This window comes from Marinobacter sp. SS8-8, from assembly GCF_030540945.1.
Classification (GTDB): domain Bacteria; phylum Pseudomonadota; class Gammaproteobacteria; order Pseudomonadales; family Oleiphilaceae; genus Marinobacter.
In genome coordinates, this window is the sequence record NZ_JASSVN010000003.1 from 236,698 (window position 1) to 249,389 (window position 12,692).

13 protein-coding genes are annotated in these 12,692 nt (G+C 58.3%); 5 read left to right on the forward strand and 8 right to left on the reverse strand.

From position 1 onward, the window contains the following. Positions 1-6: 6 nt before the first annotated feature. The 4 genes from argB to coaBC form a co-directional block, all read right to left on the reverse strand. Complete coding sequence (gene argB / locus QPL96_RS04945; protein WP_303285967.1) at positions 7-903, reverse strand: acetylglutamate kinase; 897 nt, start codon at positions 901-903, stop codon at positions 7-9. Positions 904-981: 78 nt separating this feature from the next. After that, the gene (locus QPL96_RS04950; protein ID WP_303285968.1) at positions 982-3,612 is read right to left on the reverse strand and encodes a phosphomannomutase/phosphoglucomutase; all 2,631 of its coding nucleotides are present in this window, start codon (positions 3,610-3,612) and stop codon (positions 982-984) included. Between the two features lie 96 nt (positions 3,613-3,708). Beyond that, complete coding sequence (gene dut, locus QPL96_RS04955) at positions 3,709-4,170, reverse strand: dUTP diphosphatase (protein ID WP_303285969.1); 462 nt, start codon at positions 4,168-4,170, stop codon at positions 3,709-3,711. A gap of 34 nt (positions 4,171-4,204) precedes the next feature. Beyond that, positions 4,205-5,404 carry a bifunctional phosphopantothenoylcysteine decarboxylase/phosphopantothenate--cysteine ligase CoaBC gene (coaBC, locus tag QPL96_RS04960; RefSeq protein WP_303285971.1) on the reverse strand — a complete coding sequence of 400 codons (1,200 nt, stop codon included), beginning with the start codon at positions 5,402-5,404 and terminating at the stop codon, positions 4,205-4,207. A gap of 197 nt (positions 5,405-5,601) precedes the next feature. Here coaBC and radC point away from each other — a divergent pair, with 197 nt between their 5' ends. The 3 genes from radC to rpmG all read left to right on the forward strand — a co-directional run bounded on the left by radC (position 5,602) and on the right by rpmG (position 6,897). Next, entirely contained in the window at positions 5,602-6,276 is a 675-nt protein-coding gene (gene radC / locus QPL96_RS04965) for a DNA repair protein RadC (RefSeq protein ID WP_303285973.1), read from the forward strand. Positions 6,277-6,493: 217 nt separating this feature from the next. Continuing rightward, entirely contained in the window at positions 6,494-6,730 is a 237-nt protein-coding gene (rpmB, locus tag QPL96_RS04970; protein ID WP_091988362.1) for a 50S ribosomal protein L28, read from the forward strand. Between the two features lie 11 nt (positions 6,731-6,741). Beyond that, complete coding sequence (gene rpmG / locus QPL96_RS04975) at positions 6,742-6,897, forward strand: 50S ribosomal protein L33 (protein WP_008173465.1); 156 nt, start codon at positions 6,742-6,744, stop codon at positions 6,895-6,897. Between the two features lie 64 nt (positions 6,898-6,961). Here rpmG and QPL96_RS04980 read toward each other — a convergent pair whose 3' ends face one another. The 3 genes from QPL96_RS04980 to QPL96_RS04990 all read right to left on the reverse strand — a co-directional run bounded on the left by QPL96_RS04980 (position 6,962) and on the right by QPL96_RS04990 (position 9,281). Continuing rightward, positions 6,962-7,822, reverse strand: coding sequence for an endonuclease/exonuclease/phosphatase family protein (locus tag QPL96_RS04980; RefSeq protein ID WP_303285978.1), 861 nt, complete (start codon positions 7,820-7,822; stop codon positions 6,962-6,964). 70 nt (positions 7,823-7,892) lie between these two features. Beyond that, on the reverse strand, positions 7,893-8,528 hold the full coding sequence (locus tag QPL96_RS04985; protein ID WP_303285979.1) for a thiol:disulfide interchange protein DsbA/DsbL: 636 nt from the start codon (positions 8,526-8,528) through the stop codon (positions 7,893-7,895). A gap of 144 nt (positions 8,529-8,672) precedes the next feature. Beyond that, entirely contained in the window at positions 8,673-9,281 is a 609-nt protein-coding gene (locus QPL96_RS04990) for a cytochrome c (RefSeq protein WP_303285981.1), read from the reverse strand. Between the two features lie 177 nt (positions 9,282-9,458). On the opposite strand from QPL96_RS04990, the gene yihA reads away from it, so the two are divergent. Beyond that, entirely contained in the window at positions 9,459-10,106 is a 648-nt protein-coding gene (yihA, locus tag QPL96_RS04995) for a ribosome biogenesis GTP-binding protein YihA/YsxC (RefSeq protein ID WP_303285983.1), read from the forward strand. Between the two features lie 188 nt (positions 10,107-10,294). On the opposite strand, the gene QPL96_RS05000 is transcribed toward yihA, so the two are convergent. After that, positions 10,295-10,981 carry a TetR/AcrR family transcriptional regulator gene (locus QPL96_RS05000; protein WP_303285985.1) on the reverse strand — a complete coding sequence of 229 codons (687 nt, stop codon included), beginning with the start codon at positions 10,979-10,981 and terminating at the stop codon, positions 10,295-10,297. 193 nt (positions 10,982-11,174) lie between these two features. Here QPL96_RS05000 and QPL96_RS05005 point away from each other — a divergent pair, with 193 nt between their 5' ends. Beyond that, complete coding sequence (locus QPL96_RS05005; RefSeq protein WP_303285986.1) at positions 11,175-12,620, forward strand: coniferyl aldehyde dehydrogenase; 1,446 nt, start codon at positions 11,175-11,177, stop codon at positions 12,618-12,620. Positions 12,621-12,692: the final 72 nt, after the last annotated feature.

Here is a 12,692-nt window from a genome sequence, read left to right on the forward strand (position 1 = left end):
GGGCCTTCAGTTACGGGAAATCAGGGTGCCGACACCCTCATCGGTGAAGATTTCCAGCAGGCAGGCATGGGCAACCCTGCCGTCGATAATATGGGCCGTGCGCACGCCGTTTTCCACCGCGCTCAGGGCACACCGGATTTTCGGCAGCATGCCGCCATGGATAGTGCCGTCTTCAATAAGATCGTTGACCTGCTTTGCCGTCAGTCCGGTGAGCACCTTGTCGTCCTTGCTCTTCAGCCCGGAAACGTTGGTCAGCAGTATCAGCTTCTCGGCTTTCATGGCTTCGGCCACCTTGCCCGCTACCAGATCGGCATTGATGTTGTAGGAAGCACCGTCCGGCCCCACTCCGATGGGTGCAATCACCGGAATCACATTGCCGTGAGTGAGCATGTCGATCACGCCCACGTTCACGCTGGCAACTTCGCCGACATGGCCGATGTCGATGATTTCCGGTCGCTCCAGCTCGGGGGAACGGTTGACCACCTCCAGCTTGCGGGCCCGGATGAGGTTGGCGTCCTTTCCGGTAAGCCCCAATGCGGTGCCACCCTGGGCATTGATCAGGGACACGATTTCCTTGTTCACCTGGCCGCCGAGCACCATCTCCACCACATCCATGGTTTCGGAATCGGTAACCCGCATGCCATTGACGAACCGGGACTGGATGTTCAGCCTTTCCAGCAGCTCCCCAATCTGGGGGCCACCGCCGTGCACGACAATCGGGTTGATGCCCACCAGCTTCATCAACACCACATCGCGGGCAAAGCTGCTTTTAAGGTCTTCGTTCTCCATGGCGTTGCCGCCATATTTGATGACCACGGTCTTGCCGGTAAATCTCTGAATATAGGGCAGCCCCCGGCTCAGTACCGAGGCCACCTGCATTGCTGTTTCACGATCCAGCGCCATGTTTTTGCCTTGTTAATCCTGAATGACCTTGTTAATCCTGAATGAATAGGTGCCTGCGAGTCAGCGACGGTGCAGGCATCAGAAATCCGCCACCAGATCCGGCGCCGCCTTCCGCAGCTGTTCCCGGAACACAGATTTGATACGCTCAAGTGCTTCCTCGGTCTCCGCTTCAAAGCGCAGAACCAGCGCCGGCGTGGTGTTCGACGCCCGGCACAGACCCCAGCCGTCGGCGTAGTCGACACGGATACCGTCAATGGTACTTATATTACCGTCACCAAAATCCCCCGCCTCACCGAGCCGTGCAATGATGTCGAACTTGGCGCTGTCCGTCACCTCGACATTCAGCTCAGGGGTGCTGATATCGTCCGGGAAATCCTCAAAAACCTCATCACTGCGCCGGTCTTCCACACCAAGAATTTCGAGTAATCGGGCAGCGGAATAGAGGCCGTCGTCAAACCCGTACCAGCGCTCCCCGAAAAAGATGTGACCGCTCATTTCTCCGGCCAGCAGGGCGCCGGTCTCTTTCATCTTGGCCTTCATGAGGGAATGGCCGCTCTTCCACATGATCGGCCGGCCGCCGGCTTCGGAAATCACACCCGCCAGCCTGCGGCTGCACTTCACGTCGTAGAGAACGTCTGTGCCAGGATTCCTGGAGACCACATCCCGGGCGAACAGCATCATCAGCCGATCAGGCCAGATAATCTTGCCGGAATCAGTCACCACACCCAGGCGGTCACCGTCACCGTCGAACGCCAGCCCGATATCGGCGCCCTCTGATTCAACCCGGGCAATCAGGTCTGTAAGATTCGCCGGCTTGCCCGGATCCGGATGGTGATTCGGGAAGTCACCATCCACATCGCAGTAAAGCGGAACCACTTCACACCCCAACTCCTCAATCAGCATGGGCCCGAGCTCACCGGCAATGCCATTTCCAGCATCCACCACCACCTTCAGCGGCGCCGCTACCGCGATGTCACCCAGAATCCGATCCAGATAGGCCCTGCGGACATCCTCTGAAGACTGGTTGCCCTGACCGCTGGCGAAATCGCCGGTCTGAATACGCTGATACAGCTTCTGGATGGCTTCACCCGAGAGAGTTTCCCCGCCCAGCATGATTTTCAGACCATTATAGTTGGCCGGGTTGTGGCTGCCGGTCACCATAACACCGGAGCCGGTCTGGAGCTCATGGGTGGCAAAGTAGAGCACTGGCGTGGGCACCGCACCCACATGGATCACGTTACAGCCGGCGACCATGACCCCGCGTGCCAGCGCCCCTGCCAGATCCGGGCTGGAATGGCGACCGTCGTAACCGATGCAGAGGCTGTCGACACCCCGCGCCAGGGCTTCAGAACCAATGGCCCGGCCGATCACCTGAACCCCCTCGGCCGTCAAGGTCTCGCCAACAATGCCCCGGATGTCGTAAGCCCTGAAGATGTCCCGGGAGAGCTCCACCTGCGGCAGCCCTACCTCTTCCACGTCCGGGGTATCGCCGGACCCAAACACCGTATCGTCACCGGTGCCGAAGCCGAGCACATCCTCATCGCCATCCAGCATGTCGATGTCGGGCATATCCTTGTCCTGAAACAGGGGCTCATCGCTGCCCTTGGAGGCACCGGCACCCGACTTTCCGGAACTGGCCGGTTTCGGCTTCGCCGTCTCACCCGCCTTCGCAACCCGCTTGTCGACGACCTGAGACAACCGGAATAGCACCTCGCCGGCCGACGCCACCATGTCCCACCGGAAAGTCGGCAGTTTCACCCGCTCCCCGCCAAACACCTTGTGGGCCCACTGGATCAGGGCTGTCACATCCTGGCGCAGACCTTTCTGGGCACCGCCCAGCAGAACCCAGATAATGATCGCGGCGATCAACGCGGGCGCTCCTACCAGGATGGCAATCATCACGGTACCAACCGGCGCAGCGGACACCTTTGCGGGGGTATAGGCCACCGTCCAGTCCGGGTTGGTGAGCCTGCGGGATTCGGCACTTCCGGAGCCGCTACCATTACTGACCACCGTCCGGGACGCACCGGACACGGTCTGGACCAGGGCCAGCTCGCCACCCAGGCTGGCATTGACCACTTTCAGCAAAGGCTGGATCTGGCCGGTGTCAAAGATAATCAGCAGACTTCCGATGACGGCGTTACTTGTGGGATTACGCACTGGGGCCGCTATCTGGACAAACCAGCGGTTATCCCTGGGAAACGCATCGGGGAAAAGTCGTTGGCCGGTTTCAGCGCGACGTGCAAGTTCAAGGCCCGAGAAGCCCAGCAGCCCATCACCGGTTGAAGCGCGCGGAATATCACGGTAGGGAAAGAGGTGGACTTCCTCGATTGCAGGCAGAAAATTCGCCAGTTGCAGTTCCGTTACCGGTATGTCGTTCCTGCTGTTGAGAGCCTGAATCACGTGCGGCTGGGTGGCCAGGCCATTGATGCTTTTCTGGACCTGGTCAAAATACTGGTTCAGACGAAGTGCGGCGGCATCGGCCTCAAGCGCTTTCAATGACGCGAAACGCGCCTGTGCGGAAGGCTGGACCACGAGAAAATGAAGCAATGCAACAGCAATCATACCCGCCAAAACCACGACCAGAGACTGGTTCATTGCCACGGAGCTGAGCCGTTTGAGTCTTGGCCCCGCCGTCCTGGCGTTTTCCTTTTTTGCCGGCTTCTCATCAACGGACGCATCGGCAGCCTTCTTTTTACCCAGCTTCATAGTCCATCCTGCCATTGTGATTTTATCGTCCTGGACACGCAGCTACCCGCAAAGTATAGACGCCGGAGCGGCCTTCTGCGTGGCTGGCCTCCGGGGTCACCGTGTTCCGGTGGAACCAAAGCCGCCATCACCGCGGGCACTGGCGCCAAACTCCGAAACCACCTCAAAATCCACCTGAACCACCGGCACCAGAACCAACTGGGCCAGACGCTCGCCCACCTCCACCGTGAAGCGGGTTTGCCCACGGTTCCAGCAGGAGACCATCAACTCGCCCTGGTAATCCGAATCAATCAGCCCCACCAGATTGCCAAGCACAATCCCGTGCTTGTGGCCGAGACCGCTTCGGGGCAGGATCATGGCTGCCAGCGACGGGTCGGCAATATGGATCGACAATCCGGTCCGGATCAGTTGCGTTTCGCCCGGCGCCAGGGTCAGCGGCTCATCAAGGCATGCCCGAAGATCGAGGCCGGCAGACCCTTCGGTGGCGTACTCGGGAAAGGGAATCTGGTTGCCAATGCGGTCATCCAGAATGCGTACCTGAAGATTTTTCCTGCTCATGAAGGGTCCTGTCGGTTTTGCGGCCTGCGCTGCATCAGTGAGTGGCCTCGCCAAGATGTTCGGCTATCATTGCCACGAGGTGCCGGGCAATGTTCGTTTTGCTGTCCGGCCCGATCGACTCCTGGCCCCCCGGCCAGAATACGGTTACCGCGTTGTTCTCACTGTTAAAGCCCAATCCCGGAGCCGACACATCGTTGGCCACGATCATGTTCAGCTTCTTGCGCTGCATCTTTTCGGTGGCGTAGTTTGCCACATCGCTGGTTTCTGCAGCGAAACCCACGGTAAACGGCGCATCGGCACGTCCGGCAATGGTGGCCAGGGTATCCGGGTTACGCACCAGGGAGAGCAACATGGCTTCACTGGACTTCTTGATCTTGTCCCCGGCGCAGGTTTGCGGGCGGTAATCCGCCACTGCGGCAGTCGCAATAAAAAGGTCGCAGCCCTCATCCACCGCGCCCGAGGCTTCCCGCAACATGTCCTCCGCCGTTATCACCGGGCGCACATCGACACCGGCAGGGGGCGCCAGGGCCACCGGACCGCTGACAAGAGTCACCCGGGCGCCTGCCTTGCGGGCTGCACTGGCCAGGGCATAGCCCATTTTCCCCGAGCTGTGGTTGCTGATATAACGGACCGGGTCAAGGGGTTCCCGGGTGGGACCTGCCGTAATCACGACCCTCTTGCCAGCGAGCATCCCGGAGCTACCACCATCGACGAGACCGAGGATTACCTCCGGCTCCAGCATTCGCCCGGGGCCGGTATCACCACAGGCCTGTGCGCCCTGTTCGGGGCCCCACAATTCAATCTGGGGATCGTCCCCCAGAAGCCTGATATTTCTCTGGGTACGACCGTTGCTCCACATCGCCTGATTCATGGCCGGCACCACGGCAATGGGCGCTTCGGTTGCGCAACAGACGGTGGTCAGCAGGTCATCCGCCATGCCCTGGGCCAGCCGGGCAATAAAGTCCGCGGACGCCGGTGCAATCACCACCTGATCGGCCCATTTGGCCAATTCGATATGCCCCATGCCCGCTTCCGCCTCGGGATCCAGCAAGGATGTCCGGACCGGCTCTCCACTGAGGGCCTGGAACGTCAGCGGCGTCACGAAGGCTTCCGCCCCCCGGGTCATGACCACTCGCACCTCGTGGCCCGCTTTCTTCAGTTGGCGCACCAGTTCGGCACTTTTGTAGGCGGCAATACCACCGGTCACTCCCAGAAGGATTCGTCTGGCGGCCATCGAGGCTCCGTTTCCACGTTATAAAGAAAGGCTTTTAAGATAGCATGCTCCGGCGGCAGGGACAGCCCACGGACAATGAACATACGTTTACCGATTGTTACTTTTTGAAGTAACCTTTGTAACCCTGATGTAACCCTGAGACCACCGTTCCGGTGCGGGAAGCGCCCGACCACAAATGCCAACGCAAGGAAGCCCATATGACAGACCCCGCCTGGCCCACGGACGAACGTCCGAGGGAACGCCTGCTCGCCCATGGCGCGCAAACCCTCTCCGACGCCGAACTGCTCGCCATTTTTCTGCGCACCGGGACCACCGGCATGCCGGTTATGGCGCTGGCCCGTTACCTGATTGATGAATTCTCCGGGCTTCGGGGCCTGCTGGCCGCATCCCGTCGCCAGTTCTGTGAGGTAAAAGGCCTGGGAACCGCCAAATACGCCCAGGTTCAGGCTGCCATGGAAATGGCCCGCCGGGTTATGGACGAGCCACTTCGCCAGGGCGACCCCCTGCGCTCACCGGAAGACACCCGCCGGTTCCTGACCAGTCGCCTGGGCACCTACCCCCACGAGGTATTTGCCGGTCTGTTCCTTGATAACCGGCACCGGGTCATCCAATACCGGGAACTGTTCCGGGGCACCATCGACGGCGCTGCCGTGTATCCCAGAGAGGTGGTACGACAGGCCCTGGAGGACAACGCAGCGGCGGTTATTTTCGCACACAACCATCCATCCGGCGTAGCAGAGCCCAGCCAGGCAGACATTTCCCTGACCCGTCGCCTGAAGGAGGCCCTGGGCCTGGTGGATATCAGGGTTCTTGACCATATGGTTGTTGGCCACGGCGAGGTAGTATCACTGGCTGAACGGGGGCTGATGTAGGAACAGTGAGCGCGGACACCGGAAAACTGGCCAAATTCCCAACAATTTTTTGCGTTGGAGGGACAGTTCTGGTATAAAAGCGTCCCTTTCTGGCGGCGTCTGGCGAGCAGCGCTCAGTTTAGAGGCGCAAATGGGAGTGTAACGGCTCCTTAGCAACCAGAGACGCATTTAAAACGAATTCGTATTTTTGAGACCATTGCTCAGGTCGGAGGCAAGTATGTCCAGAGTTTGTCAGGTTACCGGTAAGCGTCCGCTGTCCGGTAACAACGTTTCCCACGCGATGAACCACACTCGTCGTCGTTTTCTGCCGAATCTGCAGAACCATCGTTTCTGGGTTGAGTCCGAGAAGCGTTTCGTGAAGCTGCGCGTATCCACCAAGGGCATGCGCATCATCGACAAAAAAGGCATTGACGCTGTGCTGGCCGATCTTCGTGCCCGCGGCGAGAAATTTTAAGGAGCCGCATCATGCGCGAGAAAATCAAGCTGGTATCTTCAGCAGGCACTGGTCACTTCTACACGACCAAGAAGAACAAGCGTAACACGCCGGAAAAAATCGAGATCAAAAAATACGATCCGGTTGTCCGCAAGCACGTTGCCTACAAGGAAGCCAAGATCAAGTAATTCCTGATCCGGCATCCAGAAAAGCCCGGCACATTGGCCGGGCTTTTCTGTGGATCAACCCCGCTCAGAACTTCTCCAGATAGCCCTCGGGTAACGCCACATCCATGGCAATAGGCAGGTGATCCGACATCGGATAGCTCACCACCTCCGAGCGCCGGATTTCCAGGGACGGGCTCACCAGAATGTGATCCAGGGCCTTCTCGGGTCGCCAGCTGGGAAAGCTGTGAGCGGTATCCGGCAGAGGCACCAGGTTGGTCTCTTTCAGAGGCGTCTGGGTCAGCAGTTGTTCAGCGTGGGCGTTCATGTCCCCCATCAGGACCACATGCTGGTAGTCCGCAATCAGCTCCCGGATATATCCCAGTTGTCGCTGCTGGGCTGCCTTACTCAGGGAAAGATGCATTAACACCAGTACCAGCGGGTCATGTTCGGTTCCATAACGGGCAATGATGGCCCCACGGCCGGGAATCAGCCCCGGCAACCTGTGCTCGGTCACATCCAGCGGCCGGTATCGGCTTAGCAGGCCATTGCTGTGCTGGGCGATCTGGCCGAGATTGCGATTCAGCTGCTGGTACCAGTAGGGAATGCCCGCAGCCTCTGCCAGATACTGCACCTGATTGATGTAGCCACTGCGCAAACTGCCACCATCGCATTCCTGCAAGGCGACCACATCGTAGTTGCACAGCAGCGACGCAATGCGATCCAGATTCCCGATACGATTTCGGTGAGGCAGGAAGTGCTGCCAGCTCCGCGTGAGGTAATGGCGATAAGAGGAGGTATTGATACCCACCTGAATGTTGAACGTCAGCAGGCGGATGTGCCGGTGTGGTTCGAATTCCGGCACATGCTCGGTTCCGGAGCAGGCACCCCTGGGGCCGCCGGCCGGCCCCAGGATGCCATTCAACTGCTTTCGGATATGCTTGTACATAATGGCAGTCTCAACCGGCAGACTATTCCCGGCATTCGGGCTGCAGCCTCAATTTTCAATAATGAGACGCCTATTCGGCGTTGTCGTGCTCCTTGGCAACAAGGTAGTCCAGCACTTCCAGAACAGCTTCATGGCTGCCAGCCATGGACGCAGTGACCCTGTACTTGCCATTTATTAGCATAGTCGGTGTTCCGGTAACCCGCGCACCACGGATTTTAGCCTGGGCCTTCTGCATCAGCGCATTCACGCCAAAGCTTTTGTAATTGGCAAGAAACTCGTCCCGGTCCACACCGTACCCTGCCACAAAATCGGCCAGTGCTTCCGGGGTATTCAGTGGGCGACGTTCGCCGGCGAGGGCATCAAACAGGGCATCGTGCACCTTGTCCAGCTCCCCCATGGCCTGCAGGGCATAAAACGCATAGGCATGGGGCTCCCAACTCCTTCCGAGGGCGGCGGGAATTTTGACAAAATTGACGTACTCCGGTGCATTGGCCTCCCAGTTTTCAATCAGCGGCTTGAAGTTATAGCAGTGAGGGCAGCCATACCAGAACACTTCCGCCACCTCGACCCCTGACTGACTGTTTGTGGGCACAGGCGTATCCAGGCGCTCGTAGTGCGTACCCTCCTTCCACTCCGCGGCACTGGCCAGGCCAGAGACAAACAGGGCCAATATAAGCGGAAAAGCCGCTCTGAAAGATCGAAACATGGGAAATCTCCGGTTATTTGAATGTCGTTATTAAAAGGATTATGACCCAGCGAACCGGATAAGTTCCACACGCCCGCGATTACGGAATCGCAAGGGACAAAAAACCCCGCACGAGGCGGGGGTTTTTGGCGCAGACTGAACAGATCAGTTAAGACCGGAAATGTAGCTGGAGACCGCTTTGATTTCAGCATCAGTCAGCTTTGACGCCACATCCATCATAATGGCCGCATTGGTACCGGTGTTGCGGGTACCTTCACGGTAGGCCTTGAGCTGCTTGGCCACGTAATCGGCGTTCTGGCCACCCAGGGCCGGATAACCGGCCGGTTCGTTGCCGTTGCCTTGAGGACTATGACAACCGGCACAGGCCGGAACACCCGTGGCCATGTTACCGCCGCGGTACAGTGCCGCCCCCTTGTCAGCCAGATCAGGATCGGCCTGGCTGACAACCATGTCCTGTTTATTAAAGTACGCTGCCAGGTCCTGCAGATCCTGATCGGACATGCTGCCCAGCATACCGGTCATCTCTGGAATGACCCTCTCGCCTTCCTTGATAGCCACCAACTGGTTATACAGGTACTTTTCACCCAGACCAGACAGCTTCGGGTAAACACCCATTACCGGCTTGGCACCGCCCTGGCCATGACAGCCAGCACATACCGCTGCGTTTTGTTCGCCTGCCTGGGGATCTCCTGCCCCGTGCGCCATGGCTGCGAGGCCAATACCAAGAACAACTCCTGCGATCAGTTTTTTCATGCCCGCTCCGCTTCTCTCATCTTTTTAAGGGTATTCTTCGCTTTGCAGCCGGCAGGCGCTGAGCGGTCAGGCTCAAGACCGGGGCTGCCAGCGGTCACGCACAGCGCGCCGCCCGGAATTGGTGTAGCATTATACATTAATCCCCGATAACTGAAATGCAAAGGAAAGCCAACCGCTGTGGACTCTGATCTGACTCAAAAAACCGTCTCTTTTAACAGCGCCCGTTTCCTGGTCAGCGCCTCCCGCCTGGATGAGTGCCCACCGGATATCGGCGCGGAAGTCGCCTTCGCCGGCCGCTCCAATGCCGGCAAATCCAGCGCACTCAACGCCATTACAGTAAACGGCAAACTGGCGAGAACCAGCAAAACCCCTGGCCGCACCCGCCTGATCAACTTCTTCTCCCTCAACCGGGAGCAATGCCGCCTGGTGGACCTGCCCGGGTATGGTTATGCCAAGGTTTCCAGGGACATGAAGGATGACTGGCAACAGCATCTGGGGCACTACCTGAATGACCGTCGCTGCCTGCGCGGGCTGGTTCTGGTGATGGACATCCGCCACCCGCTGACCGACTTTGACCAAATGATGGTGCAATGGTGCGAGCATAACAACCTTCCGCTGATGATTCTGGCCACCAAGGCCGACAAACTGAAGTTCGGCCAGGCCAAAACCAGCATGATGGGCATCGCCAAAAAACTTTCGGGGTTTCAGTGTGTGGAACACCTGATCATGTTCTCGGCAACCTCAAAACGAGGCGTCGACGAATGCCGGAAGGCACTGACTGACTGGCTGGAAGATAATGACACCAATGATGATGTAACGGCCTGAAACAAGAAATAAAAAAACCGGCCTGCCAGAAAACGGGCCGGTGAAACGTCAGGGTTTGCGACGTGCTAAAACCTGAGATCGCACTCAGGAGACGCAAGGAATGTCCGAATTCCCAACGTCTCCTGTTTTGAGCAGGGTATTCGACGAAAGTTCCAGGTCAGATCATTTCTTGACCAGACCTTCCGGTTTCACCTGCACAGTGCCTCGCCCACACCCAGGCTATCCCTGTCGTGAAGTGCCGGCCGGTACTTCTCTCTCAGCGCCATCACCCGATCCCGGTAGGCCGGGGTCAGGTAAGGAATCTCGAGGGTCAGCACCTGGTAGATGCCCTGCTTGAGCTCAGTGAGCGTCAGGCTGGCCGACGCCTCCTCCGCATGGGCCGTTTTCAGGAACGCCATCCAGTTGGTGATCACCAGCCACACGTTCAGGGACATGGCCGACCGCAGATCCTCTTGCTGAGGCTCAACGATTCCGGCCTCTGCCAGCTTTTCGAAGATCCGACTGATCGACACCAGACAGCGATTGGTAAACTCCCGGTAGTCCTTTCGCAGACGCTGATCGCTGTCCAGCAGGTACTCCAGGTCCCGGTGAAAAAACCGGTAACTCCAGAGGCCGTCGAAAACCGACTCCAGGTAGAAAGTCATATCCTCGAGCGTCATGGCCCGGTCTTCCGGAATATCCAGATAGAAATCCACCAGCTTTTCGTATTCCTGGAAGATCTCGTAAATGATGTCCGACTTGTTGCGGAAGTGGTAATAAAGGTTCCCCGGCGAAATAGCCAGATGCGCCGCAATATGGTTGGTGGTGATATTGCGCTCACCCCGCTCATTGAACAGCTCCAGGCTGGAGAGCAGTATCTTGTCTCTTGTCTTCATAGGCCCGTCGGCGTTTGTTGCTGTGCAGCTCACAGATGGCCCGATCCGCCACCTGCCTTAGCTTGACTCACTAGAGTATATACTCTAATAATACCTCCAGACGCAAATCGCACAATTTTTCGCCACAATCGTGCAATGCCAGGAATAACGGCTGCCGACTGATTCAGACCGGCACCACAGAGGAGAGATCATCATGGGAGCCACTGTCGTCCAGCTCACCGAGAGCAAGAAACAGATCCAGCACACCCACCGGGTGTTCGAGGAACAGAAAAAGGCGTTCCGCAACAATCCCATGCCTTCCCTGACCGAGCGTCAGGAGAACCTGAAACGCCTCAAGCGGGTACTGCTGGGCAATCAGGACCGTTTGCTGGACGCCATTGACCGCGACTTCAGTTGTCGCTCAAAGGACGAATCACTCATCGCCGAGGTGATGCCCTCCATTCAGGGCATCAATTACACCCTGAAGAACCTCAGTGGCTGGATGAAAGCCTCCAAACGGCACGTTTCCGTCCTGTTTCAGCCCGCCAGCAACAAGGTTCACTACCAGCCAAAAGGGGTTGTTGGTGTGATCGTGCCCTGGAACTACCCTCTCTACCTCGCCGTAGGTCCGCTGGTAGCCTCACTGGCAGCGGGCAACCGCACCATGATCAAGATGTCGGAATACACGCCACATACCTCCGCCCTGTTCAGGGAGCTGATTCAAGCCAGCTTCCCGGGGGACCTGGTCTCGGTCATCACCGGCGAGGCCGACGTGGCGGCGGACTTCTCGTCGCGCCCGTTTGATCACCTGCTGTTCACCGGCTCCACCACCGTGGGCAAGCTGGTCATGCGGGCGGCTGCGGAAAATCTGACCCCGGTCACCCTGGAGCTGGGTGGCAAATCGCCGGCTGTGGTATCACCGGATGTGCCAATGGAAGATGCAGCCCAGCGCATTGCTTTCGGCAAGGCGTTCAACGCAGGGCAGACCTGTGTGGCGCCGGATTACGTGCTCTGCCCGGCAGACCGGGTTCAGGCGTTTGTGGACGAGTTCCGGGCCCGTTTCTCGGAAATGTATCCAAGCCTGCGGGACAACGATGATTACACGGCCATCATCAATGAGCGGCAGTATGATCGGCTGCGGGGCTACCTGGAGGATGCCCGGGAAAAGGGTGCCGAGCTGGTGGAGATCAATCCGGCCCGGGAAAACCTGAAGGACGGCACCCGCAAGCTTCCGCTGACGCTGGTTCTGAAAACCACACCGGACATGAAGCTAATGCAGGATGAGATTTTCGGCCCGATTCTGCCGGTGGTCAGTTATGGCAGCCTGGATGAAGCCATCCATTACATCAATGACCGACCGCGGCCGCTGGCCCTGTATTTCTTCGGCTATGACAAGACCCAGCAAGAGCATGTTGTGGATAACACCCACTCGGGCGGCATGTGCATCAACGATTCGCTGATGCATGTGGCTCAGGATGATCTGCCGTTTGGTGGCGTCGGGGATTCCGGGATGGGCCATTACCATGGCCGCGAAGGCTTCCTGACCTTCTCCCACCACCGGGCCATTTTCACCAAGCAGAAGTTCAACAGCGGCAAGTTTGTCTATGCGCCCCATGGAACGGCGACACACAAGATGGTTTATAAGTTTTTTATCCGCTAAAACCTTTGCCTTCGTTCCTCGGGGCTGGCTGAGGCGGGCAGGGGCTTTCGGGACACGCCGTGGATACGTCCA

What these genes read in the sequence shown, in the direction of transcription:
- coaBC (WP_303285971.1), bottom strand. Translation starts at nt 5,404, where the DNA reads ATGGCCGCCAGACGAATCCTTCTGGGAGTGACCGGTGGTATTGCCGCC.
- radC (WP_303285973.1), top strand. Translation starts at nt 5,602, where the DNA reads ATGACAGACCCCGCCTGGCCCACGGACGAACGTCCGAGGGAACGCCTG.
- dut (WP_303285969.1), bottom strand. Translation starts at nt 4,170, where the DNA reads ATGAGCAGGAAAAATCTTCAGGTACGCATTCTGGATGACCGCATTGGC.
- argB (WP_303285967.1), bottom strand. Translation starts at nt 903, where the DNA reads ATGGCGCTGGATCGTGAAACAGCAATGCAGGTGGCCTCGGTACTGAGC.
- QPL96_RS04985 (WP_303285979.1), bottom strand. Translation starts at nt 8,528, where the DNA reads ATGTTTCGATCTTTCAGAGCGGCTTTTCCGCTTATATTGGCCCTGTTT.
- QPL96_RS05005 (WP_303285986.1), top strand. Translation starts at nt 11,175, where the DNA reads ATGGGAGCCACTGTCGTCCAGCTCACCGAGAGCAAGAAACAGATCCAG.
- rpmB (WP_091988362.1), top strand. Translation starts at nt 6,494, where the DNA reads ATGTCCAGAGTTTGTCAGGTTACCGGTAAGCGTCCGCTGTCCGGTAAC.
- QPL96_RS04980 (WP_303285978.1), bottom strand. Translation starts at nt 7,822, where the DNA reads ATGTACAAGCATATCCGAAAGCAGTTGAATGGCATCCTGGGGCCGGCC.
- rpmG (WP_008173465.1), top strand. Translation starts at nt 6,742, where the DNA reads ATGCGCGAGAAAATCAAGCTGGTATCTTCAGCAGGCACTGGTCACTTC.
- QPL96_RS05000 (WP_303285985.1), bottom strand. Translation starts at nt 10,981, where the DNA reads ATGAAGACAAGAGACAAGATACTGCTCTCCAGCCTGGAGCTGTTCAAT.
- QPL96_RS04950 (WP_303285968.1), bottom strand. Translation starts at nt 3,612, where the DNA reads ATGAAGCTGGGTAAAAAGAAGGCTGCCGATGCGTCCGTTGATGAGAAG.
- QPL96_RS04990 (WP_303285981.1), bottom strand. Translation starts at nt 9,281, where the DNA reads ATGAAAAAACTGATCGCAGGAGTTGTTCTTGGTATTGGCCTCGCAGCC.